20 protein-coding genes and 1 riboswitch are annotated in these 20,889 nt (G+C 49.5%); of the genes, 13 read left to right on the forward strand and 7 right to left on the reverse strand.

The window, feature by feature from the left end; genetic code table 11:
• Positions 1-132 precede the first annotated feature (132 nt).
• Positions 133-381 (forward strand): sulfurtransferase TusA, encoded by a 249-nt coding sequence (gene tusA / locus BZG79_RS03180; RefSeq protein ID WP_077461800.1) that lies wholly within the window; start codon positions 133-135, stop codon positions 379-381.
• 35 nt (positions 382-416) lie between these two features.
• On the opposite strand, the gene BZG79_RS03185 is transcribed toward tusA, so the two are convergent.
• The gene (locus BZG79_RS03185) at positions 417-977 is read right to left on the reverse strand and encodes a TMEM165/GDT1 family protein (protein ID WP_077458057.1); all 561 of its coding nucleotides are present in this window, start codon (positions 975-977) and stop codon (positions 417-419) included.
• Positions 978-1,005: 28 nt separating this feature from the next.
• Positions 1,006-1,178, reverse strand: a riboswitch (yybP-ykoY riboswitch).
• Positions 1,179-1,352: 174 nt separating this feature from the next.
• Here BZG79_RS03185 and glyQ point away from each other — a divergent pair.
• The 3 genes from glyQ (at position 1,353) to BZG79_RS03200 (ending at position 5,978) form a co-directional block, all read left to right on the forward strand.
• Positions 1,353-2,264 (forward strand): glycine--tRNA ligase subunit alpha, encoded by a 912-nt coding sequence (gene glyQ / locus BZG79_RS03190; protein ID WP_069362311.1) that lies wholly within the window; start codon positions 1,353-1,355, stop codon positions 2,262-2,264.
• 9 nt (positions 2,265-2,273) lie between these two features.
• Complete coding sequence (glyS, locus tag BZG79_RS03195) at positions 2,274-4,343, forward strand: glycine--tRNA ligase subunit beta (RefSeq protein WP_077773708.1); 2,070 nt, start codon at positions 2,274-2,276, stop codon at positions 4,341-4,343.
• 381 nt (positions 4,344-4,724) lie between these two features.
• The gene (locus tag BZG79_RS03200) at positions 4,725-5,978 is read left to right on the forward strand and encodes a valine--pyruvate transaminase (RefSeq protein ID WP_077773709.1); all 1,254 of its coding nucleotides are present in this window, start codon (positions 4,725-4,727) and stop codon (positions 5,976-5,978) included.
• A gap of 259 nt (positions 5,979-6,237) precedes the next feature.
• Here BZG79_RS03200 and BZG79_RS03205 read toward each other — a convergent pair whose 3' ends face one another.
• The 6 genes from BZG79_RS03205 to dnaA all read right to left on the reverse strand — a co-directional run bounded on the left by BZG79_RS03205 (position 6,238) and on the right by dnaA (position 13,394).
• Complete coding sequence (locus BZG79_RS03205) at positions 6,238-6,678, reverse strand: Hsp20 family protein (protein WP_025744545.1); 441 nt, start codon at positions 6,676-6,678, stop codon at positions 6,238-6,240.
• 159 nt (positions 6,679-6,837) lie between these two features.
• Entirely contained in the window at positions 6,838-7,215 is a 378-nt protein-coding gene (locus BZG79_RS03210) for a VOC family protein (protein ID WP_077773710.1), read from the reverse strand.
• A gap of 159 nt (positions 7,216-7,374) precedes the next feature.
• Positions 7,375-9,792: a DNA topoisomerase (ATP-hydrolyzing) subunit B gene (gene gyrB / locus BZG79_RS03215; RefSeq protein WP_077461796.1), complete on the reverse strand. Its 2,418-nt coding sequence runs from the start codon at positions 9,790-9,792 to the stop codon at positions 7,375-7,377.
• An 18-nt stretch (positions 9,793-9,810) separates the two neighbouring features.
• Positions 9,811-10,890, reverse strand: a complete 1,080-nt coding sequence (recF, locus tag BZG79_RS03220) for a DNA replication/repair protein RecF (protein WP_077773711.1) — start codon at positions 10,888-10,890, stop codon at positions 9,811-9,813.
• A gap of 3 nt (positions 10,891-10,893) precedes the next feature.
• A complete protein-coding gene (gene dnaN / locus BZG79_RS03225; protein WP_077773712.1) occupies positions 10,894-11,994 on the reverse strand; it encodes a DNA polymerase III subunit beta in 1,101 nt (366 codons plus the stop codon).
• Positions 11,995-11,996: 2 nt separating this feature from the next.
• Positions 11,997-13,394: a chromosomal replication initiator protein DnaA gene (gene dnaA, locus BZG79_RS03230; protein WP_025744542.1), complete on the reverse strand. Its 1,398-nt coding sequence runs from the start codon at positions 13,392-13,394 to the stop codon at positions 11,997-11,999.
• A 345-nt stretch (positions 13,395-13,739) separates the two neighbouring features.
• Between dnaA and BZG79_RS03235 the strand changes: the two genes are divergently transcribed.
• The 9 genes from BZG79_RS03235 to mioC all read left to right on the forward strand — a co-directional run bounded on the left by BZG79_RS03235 (position 13,740) and on the right by mioC (position 20,660).
• On the forward strand, positions 13,740-14,492 hold the full coding sequence (locus BZG79_RS03235) for a transporter substrate-binding domain-containing protein (protein ID WP_025744541.1): 753 nt from the start codon (positions 13,740-13,742) through the stop codon (positions 14,490-14,492).
• Between the two features lie 57 nt (positions 14,493-14,549).
• The gene (locus tag BZG79_RS03240) at positions 14,550-15,221 is read left to right on the forward strand and encodes an amino acid ABC transporter permease (protein ID WP_077461794.1); all 672 of its coding nucleotides are present in this window, start codon (positions 14,550-14,552) and stop codon (positions 15,219-15,221) included.
• Entirely contained in the window at positions 15,218-15,964 is a 747-nt protein-coding gene (locus BZG79_RS03245) for an amino acid ABC transporter ATP-binding protein (protein ID WP_077773713.1), read from the forward strand. Before BZG79_RS03240 ends, BZG79_RS03245 begins: the two co-directional genes overlap by 4 nt.
• 209 nt (positions 15,965-16,173) lie before the next feature.
• Positions 16,174-16,308, forward strand: coding sequence for a 50S ribosomal protein L34 (rpmH, locus tag BZG79_RS03250; RefSeq protein ID WP_025672864.1), 135 nt, complete (start codon positions 16,174-16,176; stop codon positions 16,306-16,308).
• A 13-nt stretch (positions 16,309-16,321) separates the two neighbouring features.
• Complete coding sequence (gene rnpA, locus BZG79_RS03255; protein WP_077773714.1) at positions 16,322-16,693, forward strand: ribonuclease P protein component; 372 nt, start codon at positions 16,322-16,324, stop codon at positions 16,691-16,693.
• Positions 16,645-16,905: a membrane protein insertion efficiency factor YidD gene (yidD, locus tag BZG79_RS03260; RefSeq protein WP_077456636.1), complete on the forward strand. Its 261-nt coding sequence runs from the start codon at positions 16,645-16,647 to the stop codon at positions 16,903-16,905. The genes rnpA and yidD overlap by 49 nt, the downstream gene beginning before the upstream one ends.
• A gap of 2 nt (positions 16,906-16,907) precedes the next feature.
• The gene (gene yidC / locus BZG79_RS03265; RefSeq protein WP_077576847.1) at positions 16,908-18,524 is read left to right on the forward strand and encodes a membrane protein insertase YidC; all 1,617 of its coding nucleotides are present in this window, start codon (positions 16,908-16,910) and stop codon (positions 18,522-18,524) included.
• Positions 18,525-18,623: 99 nt separating this feature from the next.
• Entirely contained in the window at positions 18,624-19,988 is a 1,365-nt protein-coding gene (gene mnmE, locus BZG79_RS03270) for a tRNA uridine-5-carboxymethylaminomethyl(34) synthesis GTPase MnmE (protein ID WP_077576848.1), read from the forward strand.
• A 219-nt stretch (positions 19,989-20,207) separates the two neighbouring features.
• Positions 20,208-20,660: an FMN-binding protein MioC gene (mioC, locus tag BZG79_RS03275; protein ID WP_077669505.1), complete on the forward strand. Its 453-nt coding sequence runs from the start codon at positions 20,208-20,210 to the stop codon at positions 20,658-20,660.
• The last annotated feature ends 229 nt before the right edge of the window (positions 20,661-20,889 follow it).

Genomic DNA, 20,889 nt, shown 5'->3' on the forward strand with positions numbered 1-20,889 from the left:
CCTTTCTCATGTCACTCGCCATTCGTTAACGACTTGTTAATTAATTTACACAATAATTTTACAATCACAACCCTATTTGAATAATTCTGACTCGTAAGTATGATCAGGTCGACATTTTTTGAGGACACCGACATGACGACGCTTTTTAACCATGCTGATCATCAGCTTGATGCTTTAGGGTTGCGCTGCCCTGAACCTGTAATGATGGTACGTAAGCGTATCCGCCATATGGATGACGGTCAGACCTTGCTTATCACCGCTGATGATCCCTCTACGACACGAGATATTCCGAGTTTTTGTCGCTTTATGGACCATACCCTGGTCGCTGCCCAAACAGAGACCGTGCCGTTTCAATTTTTGATCAAAAAAGGGCTGGCATAATGCCAACCCTTATACCAATTCATCATTGTTCTGCGTTAACTCAGTAGATACCAGGTATCGAGTACAGCCAATGCCGCAAACATGGCCGCGGCAAGCGCGCGTACCACCGCAAATGGCACATGGCGCTGAATCTTATCCCCGGCTAAAACCACGGGAACATTGGCTAACAGCATCCCAATGGTAGAACCAATCACCACAATCCACAGTGCATCATTAAACTGTGCCCCCAGTGCCGTGGTCGCCAATTGGGTTTTATCCCCTATTTCAGCGACAAAAAAGGCGGTAAAACTGGCCCAAAATGCACTCTTTCCCTGTATGCCTTCATCCTCAAGCTTATCTGGGATCAGCATCCATACCGCCATCACACTAAAGCTGATGATCAAAATAGTATGCAATACAGTATCGGTCAGAATATCGGCCGCAACCACCCCGAGCCAGGCGGCAATGGCGTGATTCACTAACGTCGCCACTAAAATGGCAAAAATAATCACCGCGGGTTTGCGAAAACGTGTCGCTAACGCCAGCGATAGTAATTGGGTTTTATCCCCGATTTCCGCCAAGGTGACGGTGGAGATAGAAATAGCAAGAACGCTCATGACATTGCTCATCTGGGGCAGGGCTTATTATGATTCAACCACGACAACACACACGCCCCACCCCGGTTCGTGCGATTGTCGTTGGTCTCGTCAAGCCCAGAGCACCTAATGGCAGGCTTGCAATCACCATGAAGATTTTGCTTCAACTATGTTGATGATTGCCCCACTGACTGTGCAGTGGTCGACTACTCCCCAAGACGGCGCTAGTTTACGATTTGAACAATCATTTGGCAACGTCTATTCATCCACATTACCGCTGTGTCGATAACTCGGTTAAAGACGCACAAAAATCCGCCAGCCCCCTACTGCTTGAGCGCGCTGCGAGTTATAATTGCCAGCTATTTTCTCCATTCATCAACTCGCGCGAACCTGACAATGCATAAATTCGATATCAAAACCTTTCAGGGTATGATCCTCGCGCTGCAGGATTATTGGGCCCAGCAAGGCTGTACCATTGTTCAGCCGCTAGACATGGAAGTGGGGGCGGGAACCTCCCACCCGATGACATGCTTGCGTGCCCTTGGACCAGAACCGATCGCAGCGGCTTACGTTCAACCTTCTCGTCGTCCAACCGATGGTCGTTATGGTGAGAACCCAAACCGTTTGCAGCACTATTATCAATTTCAAACCATTCTCAAACCATCACCCGACAATATTCAGGAGCTCTATCTAGGCTCTCTGCGTGTGTTAGGTATAGATCCCGAAGTTCACGATATTCGCTTTGTCGAAGATAACTGGGAAAACCCCACGCTGGGCGCTTGGGGCCTAGGTTGGGAAGTCTGGCTGAACGGGATGGAGATCACCCAGTTTACCTACTTCCAACAAGTAGGCGGCCTGGAATGTAAACCCGTCACGGGTGAGATTACCTACGGTATAGAACGTCTGGCGATGTACATTCAAGAAGTCGATTCTGTGTATGATCTGGTTTGGACCGATGGCCCATTTGGCAAAGTCACCTACGGCGATATTTTCCACCAAAACGAAGTGGAGCAATCGACCTATAACTTTGAACACGCTGATGTTGATTTTCTGTTCCGCTACTTTGATCAGTGCGAAGCCGAAAGTACCAAGCTACTGGATCTCGAGCAGCCGCTCCCTTTGCCTGCTTACGAACAGATCCTAAAAGCCGGTCATGCGTTCAACCTACTGGATGCGCGCAAAGCCATTTCAGTGACTGAACGTCAACGCTATATTCTGCGCATTCGCACACTGACTAAACGTGTCGCCGAAGCCTACTACGCATCTCGCGAAGCGTTAGGCTTCCCGATGTGCCGACACAGCAAATAAGGGAGCATCATGGCAACGCAAAATTTCCTGATTGAGCTCGGCACTGAAGAGCTACCACCAACAGCCCTGCGTACCTTGGCTGAAGCTTTTGCCAGCCAATTCGACGCACAATTGAAAGACGCTGATCTGAGCCACCAAGGTGTCACTTGGTACGCGTCCCCGCGTCGCTTAGCAGTTAAAGTGGCTGCATTAAGCGATCGCCAGCCAGATAAAGTGGTTGAGAAACGTGGACCTGCAGTAAAAGCCGCCTTTGACGCAGACGGAAATCCCACCAAAGCCGCCATGGGTTGGGCACGCGGTAATGGGATTGACGTGAGCGAGGCCGAGCGCCTAAAAACCGATAAAGGTGAGTGGTTGCTGTATCGTCAACACGTACCTGGCCAAGCTATTGACGCCTTACTGCCGGTACTGGCCGATAACGCCCTAAGCAAACTGCCTATTCCTAAACCCATGCGCTGGGGTGACAAAGACACCCAGTTTATCCGCCCTGTGAAAACCTTGGTGATGCTGTATGGGGACACCTTGATTGAAGGCACTATCCTTGGCGTGGCATCCGATCGCGTGATCCGAGGTCACCGCTTTATGGGTGAATCGAGCTTAACGCTGGATCATGCTGACCAATACCCAGAGCGCCTCGAGCTTGAAGGTAAGGTCATGGCCGATTATGAAAAGCGTAAAGCATTGATTATTAAAGATGCCAAAGCAGCGGCTGACGCGGTTGGTGGAATTGCTGAGCTTGATGACGACTTGGTTGAAGAAGTCACCTCTTTGGTGGAATGGCCAGTGGTACTGACTGCCTCTTTTGAGGACAAGTTCCTTAAGGTGCCATCAGAAGCGCTGGTGTACACCATGAAAGGCGACCAAAAGTACTTCCCGGTTTATGACGCTAACGGCGAGCTACTGCCCAAGTTCATCTTCGTATCCAACATCGAATCGAAAGATCCGACGCAGGTTATCTCAGGGAACGAAAAAGTCGTACGTCCTCGCCTCGCGGATGCGGAGTTCTTCTTTGATACTGATCGCAAGCGCCCATTGATTGATCGCCTGCCAGAGCTTGATAGCGCGGTATTCCAAAAACAATTAGGTACCATCAAAGATAAAACCGACCGCATTACTGCACTTGCAGGACAGATTGCAGAGCGTATCGGTGCCGATAAGGCACACACTGAGCGCGCGGGCCAGCTGGCTAAGTGTGATCTCATGACTTCTATGGTGTTTGAGTTCACCGAAACCCAAGGCGTGATGGGCATGCACTATGCGCGTCATGATGGCGAGCCTGAAGCCGTAGCACTGGCACTGAATGAGCAATACTGGCCGCGCTTTGCCGGTGATAAGCTACCTACCACGCCGGTCTCCTCAGCACTCGCGATGGCTGACAAAATGGATACCATCGTGGGCATCTTTGGTATTGGTCAAGCACCGAAAGGGAGCGACCCCTTCGCTCTTCGTCGGGCCGCGTTAGGCGTTCTACGTATTATCGTCGAGAACGGCTATCAGCTTGATCTTGTCGACCTCATCCGTGATGCCAAAGCTCAGTACGATGATCGCCTCACCCATAAAGAAGTAGAGACCGAGGTCTTAGACTTTATGCTAGGTCGTTTCCGCAGCTGGTATCAAGATATGGGCTATAGCGTCGATATTATCCAAGCGGTATTAGCGCGCCGTCCAACCAAGCCTGCCGATTTCGATAGCCGTGTGAAAGCCGTTTCTCATTTCCGTAGCTTGGACGAAGCAGAAGCCTTGGCCGCCGCCAACAAACGTGTTGGCAATATCCTTGCGAAGTACGACGGCGAGCTGCCCAGCACAGTCGATAGCAGCTTACTACAAGAAGACGCTGAAAAAGCACTGGCGGATGTAGTGGCAGAAAAAGTCGCTGCGGTTAAGCCTTTGTTTGCTGACAGCGATTATCAAGGCGCGTTGACCGAACTGGCGCAATTGCGCACGCCGGTTGATACCTTCTTTGATAATGTGATGGTCATGGCAGATGATCCTGCACTTAAAGCCAACCGTTTAGCGATGCTTCACCTTATCCGCGAGCAGTTCCTCAACGTGGCAGATATCTCTGTTCTACAGAAGTAATTATCAGCAATACACGACTCAGCCCCGCCATTGCGCGGGGCTTTTTTTAGCTATTTAAACGCCCACGTCCCTCTTCGCTACTCACTCTCATCTTCTTAGCGACCAACTCACACCCTCCTCATTGGTTCTTAACCTCAATGATGCTAATCCCCCTGTTTGTCGGCCTAAAACGAGTTGGTTTCACGTGAAACACGCGGCTTTTTATCCCTTTCAGCGACTTTTATCCCGAGAGTGTACCGATAACGTAACGACCCCCGTCAACCATGCCAATTAGTGACGAAGAGATAACAAACTTATCAGACTTTCTTTTAGACAATAGATTGTTGTATGTTGATGGCAGCTTAACCAAAACAATGACATAAATATTTGAAGGCAGTAATCATGGAAGTCACTCACTTTGGCGAGAAACTCGCTAACCACTCGGGTATCACCCAGTTAATGGACGATTTGAATGATGGCTTACGTAATCCAGATGCGATTATGCTCGGTGGCGGTAACCCCGCTGCGATACCGGAAATGCTCGATTACTTCAAAACACTGAGCCAATCGATGCTGGATGATGGTAGCCTCGTCCATGCCATGGCCAACTATGACGGCCCACAAGGTAAGTCGGCATTACTAAATGCCCTCGCCGAGCTTCTCAATAAGACCTATGGGTGGCAGCTTTCCAGTAAAAACATCATGCTCACCAACGGTAGTCAAAGTGCGTTCTTTTATCTGTTTAACCTTTTAGCGGGACGTTATTCAGACGGCAGCCATAAAAAGATTTTACTCCCCTTGGCGCCTGAATATATTGGCTATGGCGATGCAGGGATCAGCGACGATATCTTTGTTAGCTATCAACCTGACATTGAATTATTGGATAACCGCCAATTTAAATATCATGTCGACTTTAGTCGCTTAACCATTGATGACAGCATTGGTGCTATCTGTGCCTCTCGGCCGACCAACCCAACCGGTAATGTGCTCACTGATAGCGAGATCCAGCAGCTTGATAAACTCGCGCGCGAGCATAACATTCCATTGATTATCGATAACGCCTACGGTACGCCGTTCCCTGATATTATCTTTGAAGATGTTGCCCCGTTTTGGAACGACAATACTATTCTTTGCTCTAGCCTCAGCAAGCTAGGGTTACCCGGGGTGCGTTGCGGGATCGTGATCGCCAACGAAGATGTCATCCAAGCCATGTCAAATATCAACGGCATCGTTAGCCTATCGCCAAACAGTGTCGGACCGGCAATGGCGCTGGCGATGATTGAACGAGGTGACTTGTTGCGATTAAGCAAAGAGGTCGTTCGCCCCTTCTACCAACAAAAATCACAGCGCACACTTCGTATGGTGTTGGACACTATTAATGATGAGCGTGTTCGCGTGCATAAACCCGAGGGGGCCATCTTTTTGTGGCTGTGGTTTGAAGACTTACCCATTTCTACCCAAACACTGTACCAGCGACTAAAAGCCCGTGGTGTACTGGTGGTGCCAGGCGAATATTTCTTTATTGGTGTGGAAAGCGAGGATTGGCCTCATGCGAGACAATGTATTCGCATGAACTACGTCCAAGACGACGCTACCATGCAACGAGGCATAGAGATTATTGGCGAAGAAGTCATCCGTGCCTACCAAGAGGGCTAACACTGTTTCACGTGGAACACTTACCGAGCTCATTCTTTACTGTTTCACGTGAAACATTGGCTCAGGCCTAGTTCGAACCAACGTAAAAATCTGGCTTGTCATCCATCGTTATCATCGACAAGCCAGATAACTGCAACGATAAGCAGACTGAAAGCAACCAACATGCATAAATGAAGGGCAGCGTTAGCTGCCCTCTTCGTTACGATTAACTAATTGCTTGGAGTAGCTGCGCCGCTAAACCTTCATGTCTCTGCCGCGCTTATTCTGCGTTTTCCAGCATGCGGTTACCGCCTATTTCGATACGGCGAGGTTTTTCTTCTTCAGGCACCTCACGAACCAGATCAATATGCAGCATGCCGTTTTCCATTTCCGCCCCCATCACTTTAATATGATCGTCGAGGTGGAACTTGCGTTCGAAGTCTCGTTCAGCAATGCCCTGGTATAAGAACTTAGTGTTCTGGTTTCGTTCGGCTTTTTTGCCGGCGACCGTCAGGCTATTTTTTTGCTGAGTGATATCGACTTCATCTTGCCCGAATCCAGCAACAGCCATCGTAATCCGGTACTGGTTCTCCTTACTTTGCTCAATGTTGTAAGGAGGGAACCCACCCGCATTATTAGTGTTACTATTCTCGACCAAGTCGAACAAACGGTCAAAGCCAATCGCAGTACGATAGAGTGGAGAGAAATCAAAGTTACGCATAATCTTACCCTTCCTATGAAGCAATAAAATTCAACTAACGGCTTTCCGTTTCGGACAAGCCCCCGGCGACCCAATGGCATCGCCTCACTACTCTATATAGGGTTGCGTAAGTCGATTTCAATGGCTGTTCGTGAAATTTTTTGTTTCGTAAGTGGCGCACTAATCGATCGGTGCTACGCGTACAAGATGTCCATCAGGATCTTGAATCACGAAGGTTCGACCAAACACATCATCATGAGGAGCCTGCACCACATCGATGGTTAGGTTGTTCGACCATTGGTCAAAAACCGCATCAACGTCATCATTGGTGGGTACCATAATGCCAATTTCACTCAGTCGGGTGATTGATGGTGAGGGCTGCTCGCCGCCTGTCCACAATGCAAACAAGGCATCGGCCTGTTCAGACGCTGAAAAGGCTACATATCTGGGGCTGGTAAATACCGGCTCGCACTGAAAGAGTTGTTGGTAGAATCCCACAGAACGCTCAATATCAGAAACATAAACCAGTTGGAGGTTAGCACGCGTTTTTATAGACATAAGGCTTCCTATCACTCTGCTGTTAAGAGAATGACGAGATTACTCGTGCCAAAAATAACTGTATATATAAACAGTTATGTATTGCGATTTGCCTCGCAAATAGACATGAAAAAGGCCAGCAATGCTGGCCTTAGTTGTTGATAAAAATCGATTTATCAATTAAACGTCGAGGTTTTCCACTTTCAGCGCGTTGTTTTCAATGAAGGCCCGACGAGGCTCAACTTGATCCCCCATCAAGGTGGTAAACAGCTCATCGGCCGCAACCGCATCGTGGATAGTCACCTGCATCATACGGCGCCCTTCAGGGTCCATGGTGGTCTCCCAAAGTTGATCAGGGTTCATCTCGCCCAAACCTTTATAACGCTGACGCGAGACACCACGCATGGATTCTTTAACCAGCCAGTTTAGCGCCTGCTCAAAGGTCTCCACTTTTTGGGTCCGTTCCCCACGCTTCACGTAAGCCCCCTCGTCAAGTAGCTGATCGAGTGTTTCCGATAAGCTCGCAATGCGCCCATATTCTTTCGAATTCAGGAAGTCATAGCTGACCTGGTACTTATAATCAACGCCATGGGTTCGCACCACCAGCTCAGGCACCCAAACTTGGTGCTCTTCATCAAAGCGACAAGACGCTTGATAGTGGCTTTCACCGGTCGATTTGCGATTAAGGATGTCGACAATGTTCTCAACCCACTTCTTCGCGGCCCATTCGTCACGAAGTTCCTCGACCGCTAAACGCGGTTGGTACAGTAGCTCATTCAGCAATGCCGCGGGATAACGACGCTTCATACGCTGAATCAGTTTAAGCACACCATTGTACTCTTTGACCAGCTTTTCAAGCGATTCACCGTGCATCGCTGGCGCATCAGGGTTCACAAATAATGAGGCATTTTCCAGTGCCAGCGCGACCTGATATTGCTCCATCGCTTCATCGTCTTTGATGTACTGCTCTTGCTTACCCTTCTTCACTTTATAAAGAGGTGGCTGAGCGATATAAATATAACCACGCTCAATCAACTCAGGCATTTGGCGATAGAAGAAGGTTAATAACAAGGTACGAATGTGCGAGCCATCAACGTCAGCATCCGTCATGATAATGATGCTGTGGTAGCGTAGCTTATCGGGGTTGTACTCTTCGCGACCAATCCCACAGCCCATGGCGGTGATCAGAGTCGCCACTTCTTGCGACGATAACATCTTATCAAAACGGGCTTTTTCCACGTTTAAGATCTTACCTTTAAGCGGCAATATCGCTTGGTTTTTGCGATTACGCCCTTGTTTCGCAGAGCCACCGGCTGAGTCACCCTCCACAATGTAGAGCTCAGACAGGGCAGGATCTTTTTCTTGGCAGTCGGCCAATTTACCAGGCAAGCCAGCTAAGTCCAGTGCCCCTTTACGACGTGTCATTTCACGCGCTTTACGCGCTGCATCACGTGCACGTGCGGCATCAATAATCTTGGAGCACACCACTTTGGCATCGGCTGGATGTTCAATTAAAAAGTCAGACAAGTGGCTGCTCATCGCCGACTCAACCGCCGATTTCACTTCCGATGACACCAGTTTGTCTTTGGTTTGGCTGGAAAACTTAGGATCAGGGACTTTGACCGATACCACCGCCGTCAAACCTTCTCGGGCATCATCGCCAGACGTCGCTGCTTTAGCTTTTTTCGAATAGCCTTCTTTGTCCATAAAGCTGTTTAAGGTTCGCGTCAGTGCACCGCGGAACCCAGCCAAATGCGTACCACCGTCGCGCTGTGGAATATTGTTGGTAAAACAGTAGATGTTCTCTTGGTAACCATCATTCCACTGCATTGAGACTTCGACGCTAACGCCATCATCACGCATATGTTCAAAATGGAACACCGATGGATGAATCGCGGTTTTCTTTTTATTCAAATGCTCAACGAACGCACGGATACCGCCTTCATATTTAAAGTGATCCGATTTGTCTTCCTCGCGCTCGTCAATCAATCGAATCGACACACCCGAGTTAAGGAAAGACAATTCACGTAAGCGCTTAGCGAGGATCTCGTAGTTGAAGTGAATATCCGTGAAGGTTTCTTCACTCGGCCAAAAACGAATGCGGGTACCGGTTTGATCGGTTTCGCCCAGTTGAACCAAGGGACCCAGTGGCTCACCATGAGAAAAATTGAGTTGGTGGGCATAACCGTTACGCCAAATTGTCAATTCAAGCTTTTCTGACAGTGCGTTAACCACAGAGACACCGACACCGTGTAGGCCGCCCGACACTTTATACGAGTTATCATCAAATTTACCCCCGGCGTGCAGCACGGTCATGATAACTTGGGCAGCTGAAACACCCTCTTCTTCGTGAATATCGACAGGGATACCACGACCGTCGTCGCGGACCGACACAGAGCCGTCTTCGTGAATGGTGGTCACGATATCGTTACAATGTCCGGCCAGTGCTTCATCGATCGAGTTATCGACCACCTCAAACACCATATGGTGTAGGCCGGTACCGTCGTCGGTGTCGCCGATATACATTCCCGGACGCTTACGGACGGCATCCAAGCCCTTCAGTACCTTGATACTCGATGAATCGTATTCGTTGGACATTGAGTTACTCTCGCTTATTTATCCTGCGTTAATTTTGCCATGTTCCACATGAAACATCTTACTATTTTCGTCGCAAATTTCCGCGACTTGATCGGCACTAATGGCGCTGACAAAAACCTGCGCCCCGATCCGGGTCAATTCACTGGCGAGCAGTGCCCGGCGGCGGCTGTCTAATTCTGAGGCAAAGTCATCGATCAGGTAAATACAGGCGATGCCTTGCTCTTCGCTATATAGCTGTCCTTGTGCAAGCCGAAGCGCACAAACCATCAATTTTAGTTGCCCTCGAGAGAGCACATCATCGACCGGGGTACCGGCCACCTTGATGCGTAAATCGGCTTTGTGTGGTCCAGACACCGTGTAGCCCATTTGCTGATCGCGTTCGAAGTTAGTCGCCAACAAAGCCTGGTAATCTGCACCGCGCTCCCAGCCTTGGGAGAACCGAAACTGAATCGAGAACTCGGGTAAAAATGCCTGGCATAACGCCGTTGCGCGCTCGGCCACAGCATTAACATAAGCTTGTCGCCAAACACTAATTTGCTCGGCCAAGCTAGCAAGTTCTGCATCCCACACTTGTATATCACGGTAATTGCGCGCAGTTTTAAGCGCGGCGTTCCGTTGCTTGGTGAGCCGCTTGACCCGCGTCCACGCTTCAAAAAAACCGGGTTGGGAATGAAACACCCCCCAGTCAATATACGCACGGCGAAATTTAGGACCATCTGTTAATAGCTCAAACCCTTCAGGGGTAATCAGCTGCAAGGGCAAGACTTTGGCCAGTGCCACCAGCTTTTGCCCTTTTTCTTGGCCTATTTTAACATCGGCACTGCCGTCTCGGCGCTTTTGAATGCCAACCGGAAGCAAGATCCCATCTTGCGTTTTCACCCGGCCATGGACCGTTAAGCTCGGTTGTTGATGACGGATCACACGGCTGTTCAGTGCGCTGCGAAATGAGCGCCCGTGGCCAAGAAAATGAATCGCCTCCAAGACACTGGTTTTTCCACTGCCGTTGGGGCCAATTAAAAAGTTAAAGCCTGACGACAGTTCGATATCGCAGGCTTCAATATTTCTGAAGTCATGAATGACCAGTCGAGTGATCGCCATAATCTAGAGGCGAATGGGCATCACGACATACATGGCATCATCGCGATCACAGTCCTCAATCAAAGTACTGCCGACCGCGTCTGTCATTGAAAAACGGACAGTGTTACAGCGCAAAACGTTGAGCACATCTAAAACATAACTGACGTTAAAACCAATCTCGATGGCCTCGCCTTGATAATTCACTTCCAAAAATTCTTCGGCTTCTTCTTGCTCGGGGTTATTGGCAGAGATACGCAGCTCACTGCCATCAATATTCATCCGAACACCACGGAATTTCTCATTCGACAGCACCGCGGCTAACGACAAGGCTTGCTTGAGTTCCGCGCAATTAACCTCAAGAGTCCGAGACGTCGATTGCGGCAGCACTCGGCGATAGTCAGGAAATCGTCCATCGACCAACTTCGAGGTAAAGGTCACGTTGCCGACCACCGCACGAATATTGGAGGCACCAATCTGAATATTGACCGGATTCTCACTATCATCCAACAAACGCGCTAACTCACTGACGCCTTTACGCGGCACAATCACTTGTTGCGCTGGCGCGCTTTCATCCATGGCCAGGTGGCATACTGCCATACGGTGACCATCGGTCCCTACCGTACGTAGCGTTTGTCCATCGGTTTCGAACAGCAAGCCATTGAGATAATACCGCACATCTTGGTTTGCCATTGAAAACTGAGTCGCATCAATCAGGTGATTCAGTTTATTTTGTGGCAGCTGCAGGCTTACTTCCGCTTGCCAATCATCGATGTTGGGATAATCGCTAGCCGGCAAGGTGGACAATGTGAACCGGCTTCGACCCGCTCGCACCACGACACGATCACCTTCTTGAGCAACCGTAATACGGGCTTCACTGTTCAAGCCTTTGATAATATCCATGAACTTACGCGAGGGAACCGTTATCGCCCCATCTTGATGCTCTCCCTCCAACGGTGCCGTTGCATTAAGCTCCACCTCCATATCAGTGGCGGTGAGCTTAAGTTGCTGCTCGGCGACTTCAATCAGAAGATTGCTTAAGATCGGTAAGGTACTGCGCCCACCTAAAGCCCCAGAAACTTGTTGCAGCGGTTGAAGTAGCTGCTCACGCGTAAGAATAAATTTCATAATTAGGACGACAATGTTCGAATCAGGTTAGAGTAATCTTCTTTAATATCGTGACTTTCTTCACGCAGTTGCTCAATTTTACGGCATGCATGCAATACGGTTGTATGGTCACGACCGCCAAAGGCATCACCAATTTCTGGCAAGCTGTGGTTGGTCAGCTCTTTCGATAAGGCCATCGCCATTTGACGAGGGCGTGCAACCGAGCGAGACCGGCGCTTAGATAACAAATCCGCCATCTTGATTTTATAATATTCTGCCACGGTTTTCTGAATATTATCGATAGTGACCAGCTTTTCTTGTAGCGCCAACAAATCGCGCAACGCTTCCCGAACGAAATCAATGGTGATCGCGCGGCCGGTAAAGTTGGCGTTGGCAATGACACGATTAAGCGCCCCTTCCAGTTCACGGACATTCGACCGCAACCGCTTAGCAATAAAGAAGGCAACTTCATCCGGCAAACGAATCGCGTGGTCTTCTGCCTTTTTCATCAAGATCGCCACACGCGTTTCCAATTCAGGCGGTTCGATAGCAACCGTCAGGCCCCAACCAAAGCGTGATTTCAAGCGATCCTCAACCCCATTGATTTCTTTTGGGTAGCGATCGGAGGTCAAAATGATCTGCTGATTCCCCTCAAGCAAGGCATTAAAGGTATGGAAAAACTCTTCTTGTGAGCGCTCTTTATTGGCAAAAAACTGAATATCATCGATCAAGAGCGCATCCACGCTGCGGTAGTAGCGCTTAAACTCTTCGATGGCGTTGTTCTGCAGTGCTTTGACCATGTCTTGCACAAACCGCTCAGAGTGCATGTAAACCACGCGAGCATCTGCCTTTCGATCGGAAATAGCATTCCCCACCGCATGGAGCAAGTGCGTTTTACCCAGACCCGTCCCACCATACAAAAACAGCGGATTATATGCCGCTCCCGGGTTTCCCGAGACCTGCCGTGCCGCCGCGAGTGCAAGCTGGTTCGATTTACCTTCCACAAAGTTATTAAACTTGTGTTTCGGATTCACGTTGGAGCGATGATTGACATCCGATTGCACCGGTGACGGTGCCGGCTCCCAAACGCGTCCACGAGTGGGGGCAGGGGCCGCTTGTTGAGGCGCAGGGGCTGACGCCGGACCTGCTGGCGCAGATTGCGGCGCAGCAGCAACCGGTTTACTGCCCACTTCAAAGCGCAGCATAGGCACGTCGACACCACAAAACTCATTCAGCAGTTGATTAATCTGATGCAAATATTTATCCCGCACCCAATCAAGCACAAAACGGTTAGGGGCAAACAGGGTCAACGTATTGTCATTGAGTTCGGCTTGAAGTGGCCGTACCCACATACTAAATTCTGTTGCAGGTAAATCATCTTGAAGCCGTTCAAGACACTGCAACCAAAGCGATGATGACACGTTTGACTCCACGCAGTTATACCGAAAAGGAAAAGGTCATAATGGTACTCCTGTCGCGCTCAGATCGCTACCCACAAGATCCCGAAATCAGTGAATAAGATCCGACTTATGCACATAGATCCCACAGATAACCCAGAGATCGCCACAGCCTACCCGCTTTTTACTCACAACATTACGCACATGGTCGTCGTGACCAGTCCGAGAATTCCAGGCCATGTCCGCATCGATCCGACTCACGCCTGTTAATACGTTATTACTCATAACAACAAGGTATTTCTCGTCCCTCCCTCGCCCCTCTATATTACGTTTCCTATCAATATTGATGTGGTTATTACGGAGTTTTTCATGACTAAATGGATCCTCAACGCCCTGCTCAGCCTGAGCATGGTGATTTCAGTCCCCGCTTTTGCATCAGACACCGTCAAAGTGGGCATGTCTGGCCGATACTTTCCTTTTACCTTTGTCAAACAAGACCAACTACAAGGGTTTGAAGTCGACCTTTGGGATGAGATTGGTCAGCGTAATGACTACGATATCGAGTATGTAACCGCTAACTTCTCGGGCTTATTTGGGCTTTTACAAACTGGCCGTATCGATACGATTTCAAACCAAATCACTATCACCGATGAGCGCCAAGCGAAATATTTGTTTACCAACCCGTATGTCGTCGATGGGGCGCAAATCACGGTTCGTAAGGGCAATGACGCGATTCAGTCCGTCGCAGATTTAAAAGATAAGACGGTCGCGGTGAACTTGGGCTCTAACTTTGAGCAACTCCTTCGCGATCATTCAGCGTCCGATGATATCCATATCAAAACCTACGAAACCGGTATTGAGCACGATGTGGCCCTGGGCCGTGCCGATGCGTTTATTATGGACCGCCTCTCCGCACTACAATTGATCAAAGAGTCGGGCTTGCCTCTACAATTAGCGGGTCAGCCTTTTGAAACCATTGCCAACGCCTGGCCATTTGTTGATAACGACCGCGGCCAGCGCTTACGTGATGAGGTGAACACAACACTCGTCAACATGCGTGATGACGGCACGTTAGCCGATATTTCGATCAAGTGGTTTGGTGCTGACGTCACCCAAAAGTAAGTATTCACTAACATTAAAAAGCCCGCGTTGGCGGGCTTTTTTGTTTAAAGGACTCTCATGGCGTTTGATTTCGATTATATGGTCTCGCTGTTCCCTCTATTGCTTAGCTATTTAGGGATCACCATGGAAATGGCCTTTTTGGGGCTACTTTTCTCCCTCGCCTTAGCCGTCGCCATCGCCTTAATTCGCGTCTTTCGTGTCCCTGGGTTAAATGGCTTAGCGCAAATCTTCATTAGTTTCTTTCGCGGCACCCCTTTATTGGTGCAGTTGTTTTTGCTCTATTATGGCTTACCACAGGTGATCCCCAGTTTAGTGGGGATGGATGCCTTTACTGCAGCCGTGATTGGGATCAGTTTGCACTTTTCTGCCTATATGGCCGAATCGATTCGTGCCGCAATTCTCGGGGTCGATCGCAGTCAGATGGAAGCAAGCTTAGCCATCGGCATGACGACGCGACAAGCCATGCAACGCATTATTTTACCGCAAGCCGTGCGCATTGCTCTGCCGTCATTGATGAACTATTTCATTGATATGATTAAAGCCACATCCCTCGCTTTTACACTAGGCGTGACCGAAATCATGGCACAAGCGCAAATGGAAGCCTCATCCAGTTTCAAGTTTTTTGAAGCATACCTGGCCGTCGCGCTCATTTACTGGGCGATCGTGGTCGCACTCACCCGCGTGCAATATTGGGCCGAAGCACACCTCAATAAGGCGTATCAACGATGATAAAAATAGAAAAGTTGAAAAAAGTCTATCAGGGCATCGCTGTTCTCGATGGGATTGATTTGGCTATCGAACGTGGCGAAATCGTCTGTATTATTGGTCCAAGTGGTACTGGGAAATCTACTTTATTGCGCTGCATTAATTTCCTAGAGCGTGCGGAACAAGGGGTGATAACAATCGGCGAACAACGCGTCGATAGCGGCAATTTAGCCACGCCAAAAAAGGACATTCTAGCGTTGCGGCGTCAAACTGGATTTGTATTCCAAAACTATGCCTTGTTTGCCCACCTGAGCGCACGCGATAACATTGCTGAAGGCCTGCGCACTGTAAAAGGATGGCAAAAAGCCAAAGCCCGCCAGCGCGCGCAACAGATTTTGGACGATATCGGGCTTGGCGATAAAGGCGACCATTATCCGGCCTCTTTATCGGGTGGCCAACAACAACGCGTAGGGATTGGCCGTGCGATGGCGCTGGAAGCCGAGCTACTGCTTTTCGATGAGCCAACATCCGCACTCGATCCAGAATGGGTAGGTGAGGTGTTAGCGCTAATGAAAAAGCTCGCCACTCGCCATCAAACCATGCTGGTGGTGACCCACGAGATGCAGTTTGCACGTGATGTTGCTGATCGTGTGGTATTTATGAACGATGGTAATGTTATCGCTCAGGGCACACCGGATTGGCTGTTTAATCACTGTGATGATCCCCGATTGCATAAGTTTTTGAATCAAGTCGGGATCACCGCTTAATTTGCGATCAGTTGGTAAGGATCCTTGCGATCTGCGACTAAGCGCTTATAATTCACGGCCCGAAGTGGCGTGGGTTTTGTGATTGACTAATCGTTAGTCAATGGCTACAATCCGCCCTCTTTGTTGAGAGGCGTCGGAGACAAGCATACTGCTATCCTCCCACGTCGGGTTAACAAACCTAACACTGATCAGTAATAAAGGTAGAAACCATGAAACGCACTTTTCAACCTTCAGTTCTAAAGCGTAAGCGCACTCACGGTTTCCGTGCGCGCATGGCGACTAAGAACGGCCGTAAGGTCATTGCCGCTCGCCGTGCGAAAGGCCGCAAGCAGCTTTCTAAATAATCCGTAGTGATTTGTGAATAAGCTCGCTTATCCTCGGGAGTTACGTCTGCTAACTCCCGAACATTTCAGTGCCGTCTTTCAGCAACCTCATCGCGCAGGTTCGCCGCACTTGACTATACTCGCCAGAAACGCCGCGCTCGAACACCCACGTCTCGGTCAAGCTGTCCCGAAAAAGCAAATCAAACTTGCCGTTGATCGCAACCGCTTTAAACGTGTGGTTCGCGAGAGTTTTCGTTTACGTCAGCATCAACTGCCGGCGAAAGACTTTGTGGTTATCGCGAAAAAAAGTGCCAACAACCTGAGTAATCAAGCGCTGCGAGACGAATTGGACAAGTTATGGCAACGTTTGTCGCGACCGCCGCGCAAAAAGCGCTCATCGCGCTGATTCGGGGATACCAACTGGTGATTAGCCCATTAATTGGGCCACGATGCCGGTTCACACCAACCTGCTCCCATTACGCCATCATGGCGATTCAATCCCATGGTGTGATAAAAGGGTGTTGGTTGGCAGGCAAACGTCTATTAAAATGCCACCCTTTGAATGATGGCGGCTACGATCCTGTACCGCCTTGCGACCACCATAACAGAGACAATTAACAATGGATTCCCAACGCAATATCCTGTTGATTGCCCTATTGTTCGTTTCTTTCATGCTATACATGGAATGGAGCAAACCAGAATCCCCGCAGCCGCAGGGACAGGGCGTTGAGCAGCAGCAAACGACTCACAGTGACGTGCCAAGCAGCAATGACGGTAACGATACCACGTCTCTTGATGCACAGCCTGTCTCTGACAAGCTCGTCACCATCAAAACCGACGTATTAACACTGAAAATTGATACGCAAGGCGGTGATGTTGTCCATGCCGAGCTTCCACAATACGATGCTGAGCTGGACTCTGATAATGCCTTCACGCTGTTACATACTAAGCCGGATCATACCTTTGTCGCCCAAAGTGGTTTAATTGGTGCCAATGGCATTGATACCGCTGAAGGCCGCGCACAATACCAGGTGACCCAAAACGATTTCTCTCTCTCAGACGATCAAGACACTTTGCGCGTCCCGATGACCGTCGAAAAAGAGGGGATCAGTTACACCAAAACATTTGTATTTAAACGTGGTAGTTATGCTGTAGACGTTGAGCATACAATCAATAACCAAACCGATGCGAATGCCAGCGTCACTATGTACACCCAGCTCAAACAAAACTTGCTGGATGATGGTGGTAGCCTAACCATGCCGACTTATCGCGGCAGCGCTTACTCAACGGACGACAAGCGTTACGAGAAGTACAGCTTTGATGACATGGAAAGCAAAAATCTCAGCGTAACCTTTGATCAAGGCTGGGCGGCCATGATTCAACACTACTTTGCCACCGCGTGGATCCCACGCGCCGACAATAATGTGTTGAGTACACGTACTACCTCGCAATACGGTTATATTCAGACCAAAACCAGTGACACTATTCCTGCTGGTACCAGTAAGACCCTAACGGCAACCCTATGGGTTGGCCCGAAACTGCAAGAACAAATGGCCGCCGTAGCGCCAAGCTTGGATCTTGTGGTCGACTATGGTTGGCTCTGGTTTATCGCCAAACCGCTGCACTGGTTGCTCTCGACGATTCAAAGCTTCGTCAGTAACTGGGGCTTGGCTATCATCATGCTAACTTTCATCGTCCGTGGTGCCATGTACCCGCTTACTAAAGCGCAGTACACCTCGATGGCGAAAATGCGCATGCTGCAGCCTAAACTGCAAGAAATGAAAGAGCGTATTGGTGACGACCGTCAGCGCATGAGCCAAGAAATGATGGAGCTGTACAAGCGCGAAAAAGTGAACCCGCTGGGTGGCTGCCTGCCGCTAGTGCTGCAAATGCCGATCTTCATTGCACTCTATTGGGCATTGATGGAATCGGTCGAACTACGTCACGCACCTTTCTTTGGTTGGATTCAAGACTTGTCAGCACAAGACCCTTTCTATGTGCTACCTCTGTTGATGGGGGCGTCTATGTTCCTGATTCAGAAGATGAGCCCAACCACGGTCACCGATCCGATGCAGCAGAAGATCATGACCTTTATGCCCGTGGTCTTCACTTTCTTCTTCTTGTTCTTCCCATCCGGTCTGGTTCTATACTGGTTGGTATCGAACGTAGTCACGCTGATCCAACAGACGTTAATCTATAAGTCTTTGGAGAAAAAAGGCCTGCATTCGCGCTCGTAACTCAGGCCGCTTCAAGCAATAATAAAAAGGCGACCTGACGGTCGCCTTTTTCACGTTAATGGCCCACAGGCCTGTCACTGCAATCATAGAGTGTGCATTATGGCTCAAACAGACACTATCGTGGCGCAAGCCACAGCAACTGGCCGGGGCGGCGTGGGAATCGTTCGCGTGTCTGGCCCCCTCGCCCATGAGATTGGCAAAAATATGACCGGACGTGAGTTGGTGCCTCGTCGTGCTGATTACCTCCCCTTTCTCGACCAGGATGGTCAGCCTATCGATCAAGGCATCGCGCTATTCTTTAAAGGCCCTCATTCGTTCACGGGCGAAGACGTACTTGAACTGCAAGGCCACGGTGGCCCCGTTATCATGGATATGCTCATCCAAAGGATTAGCGCCTTTGACGGGGTACGAGCCGCTCGCCCGGGAGAATTCTCTGAACGCGCTTTTTTAAATGATAAGTTGGATCTCGCGCAAGCAGAAGCCATTGCTGACTTGATTGATGCCAGCTCTGAGCAAGCCGCACGTTCGGCGCTACAGTCGCTACAAGGCGCCTTCTCTAGCCAGGTGAACGCGCTGGTGGAAAAGGTCATTCACCTGCGCATTTACGTCGAAGCCGCAATTGATTTTCCCGATGAAGAAATCGATTTTCTCTCCGATGGTAAGGTCGCCAACGATCTCAATCACATTATTGAGCACCTCGCCACACTGCGTAAAGAGGCCAACCAAGGCGCCATCATGCGTGAAGGAATGAAAGTGGTAATCGCTGGCCGCCCAAATGCAGGTAAATCGAGCTTACTCAATGCCTTGTCGGGGAAAGACAGTGCCATCGTCACCGATATTGCCGGGACCACTCGCGATGTGCTGCGTGAACACATTCATCTCGACGGTATGCCTTTGCATATTATTGATACCGCAGGCCTACGTGACGCTACCGACGAGGTCGAACGCATCGGCGTGGAAAGAGCGTGGGACGAAATAGAACAAGCAGATCGCGTTTTATTTATGGTGGATGGCACCACCACTGACGCTACCGATCCACATGATATCTGGCCGGACTTTGTGTCCCGTTTACCCCAAGATATGGGCATGACGGTGATCCGTAATAAAGCCGACATGACGGGCGAGCCTATGGGCCACTGCGATACCAACCACCCAGCGCTTATCCGCCTTAGCGCTAAAACAGGCCAAGGCGTCGATGCACTCCGCCAACACCTCAAAGCCTGTATGGGCTATGCAGGAGGCAGTGAAGGGGGTTTTATGGCACGTCGCCGCCACTTAGACGCACTCGCCAGTGCAGCCGCACACCTGGACATTGGTCAAACACAACTAGAAGGTTACATGGCCGGTGAAATATTGGCGGAAGAGTTACGCTTGACCCAGCAGTACCTCAACACCATTACTGGCGAATTTAGTGCCGATGACTTATTAGGAAAAATCTTCTCCTCATTTTGTATCGGCAAATAATTATCCCCAACCTGATCACGGGATCCTTACACAAAGGGTCCCTTTATCCTACTGTGTTGATCGCGGTTATCCTTGTTATAAGATCATAAGTTATCCCCATAGTTTTCACCATGATCCCCTCGACTGCATCCCCGAAGATACCCGCAATATTCAGCAAGAATTGACTCCCTGGAACAAGGTCTCAATACTAGGCAAGAGACTCTTAATCGTGAGGATAATATGGCGAATATAACAATTATTACAGGCAGTACCTTGGGCGGCGCGGAATATGTTGGCGATCACCTATCAGATCAACTGCAGGCAAAGGGGTACCAAACGGCGGTTATCAATGAGGGGATCCTCGATGATGTATTGGGCGCCAGCACACTCTTAGTCGTCACATCGACTCATGGCGCTGGCGACTTCCCTGAGAGCATCGCCCCTCTGATGGAACAGCTAATGACCGAACGTCCGATGCTACGTGCGTTGAAATACGGGGTGGTTGGCATTGGCGATTCTAGTTATGACACCTTTTGTGAAGCTGGCATGAAAGCAGACGCCCTATTACAAGATCTCGGGGCCGTCAAAATTGGCGAACGAATCGACATCGATATTCAAGCTCATCCGGTTCCTGAAGATGAAGCGGAACGCTGGTTAACCGATTGGGAGCCATTACTTCAGGCATCTAATTGAACAATAATTAATCAAACAGACTGTGGATAACTAAGGAATAACCCAGTGATCTTCCTTTAGTTATCCATTTGATAGTTTTTCTTTCTGATCGCCCTGTGGATAAAAGGGCATTTTGATCCCAGGTGATACAGGATCCGATCCAAGGCCACCCACAGAAAGTGATCGTTCCAAGATCCTTGATCTCAATGATCTTTTACCGCTTATCCACTGAGATCCGCTTCCTTAGTAG

Source organism: Salinivibrio sp. MA427 (assembly GCF_001996115.1).
Lineage (GTDB): Bacteria > Pseudomonadota > Gammaproteobacteria > Enterobacterales > Vibrionaceae > Salinivibrio > Salinivibrio costicola.

Bases quoted from the DNA above. Each gene is read 5' to 3' on its own strand.
- tusA (WP_077461800.1), top strand. From the start codon at position 133: ATGACGACGCTTTTTAACCATGCTGATCATCAGCTTGATGCTTTAGGG.
- BZG79_RS03185 (WP_077458057.1), bottom strand. From the start codon at position 977: ATGAGCGTTCTTGCTATTTCTATCTCCACCGTCACCTTGGCGGAAATC.
- glyQ (WP_069362311.1), top strand. From the start codon at position 1,353: ATGCATAAATTCGATATCAAAACCTTTCAGGGTATGATCCTCGCGCTG.
- glyS (WP_077773708.1), top strand. From the start codon at position 2,274: ATGGCAACGCAAAATTTCCTGATTGAGCTCGGCACTGAAGAGCTACCA.
- BZG79_RS03200 (WP_077773709.1), top strand. From the start codon at position 4,725: ATGGAAGTCACTCACTTTGGCGAGAAACTCGCTAACCACTCGGGTATC.
- BZG79_RS03205 (WP_025744545.1), bottom strand. From the start codon at position 6,678: ATGCGTAACTTTGATTTCTCTCCACTCTATCGTACTGCGATTGGCTTT.
- BZG79_RS03210 (WP_077773710.1), bottom strand. From the start codon at position 7,215: ATGTCTATAAAAACGCGTGCTAACCTCCAACTGGTTTATGTTTCTGAT.
- gyrB (WP_077461796.1), bottom strand. From the start codon at position 9,792: ATGTCCAACGAATACGATTCATCGAGTATCAAGGTACTGAAGGGCTTG.
- recF (WP_077773711.1), bottom strand. From the start codon at position 10,890: ATGGCGATCACTCGACTGGTCATTCATGACTTCAGAAATATTGAAGCC.
- dnaN (WP_077773712.1), bottom strand. From the start codon at position 11,994: ATGAAATTTATTCTTACGCGTGAGCAGCTACTTCAACCGCTGCAACAA.
- BZG79_RS03235 (WP_025744541.1), top strand. From the start codon at position 13,740: ATGACTAAATGGATCCTCAACGCCCTGCTCAGCCTGAGCATGGTGATT.
- BZG79_RS03240 (WP_077461794.1), top strand. From the start codon at position 14,550: ATGGCGTTTGATTTCGATTATATGGTCTCGCTGTTCCCTCTATTGCTT.
- BZG79_RS03245 (WP_077773713.1), top strand. From the start codon at position 15,218: ATGATAAAAATAGAAAAGTTGAAAAAAGTCTATCAGGGCATCGCTGTT.
- rpmH (WP_025672864.1), top strand. From the start codon at position 16,174: ATGAAACGCACTTTTCAACCTTCAGTTCTAAAGCGTAAGCGCACTCAC.
- yidD (WP_077456636.1), top strand. From the start codon at position 16,645: ATGGCAACGTTTGTCGCGACCGCCGCGCAAAAAGCGCTCATCGCGCTG.
- yidC (WP_077576847.1), top strand. From the start codon at position 16,908: ATGGATTCCCAACGCAATATCCTGTTGATTGCCCTATTGTTCGTTTCT.
- mnmE (WP_077576848.1), top strand. From the start codon at position 18,624: ATGGCTCAAACAGACACTATCGTGGCGCAAGCCACAGCAACTGGCCGG.
- mioC (WP_077669505.1), top strand. From the start codon at position 20,208: ATGGCGAATATAACAATTATTACAGGCAGTACCTTGGGCGGCGCGGAA.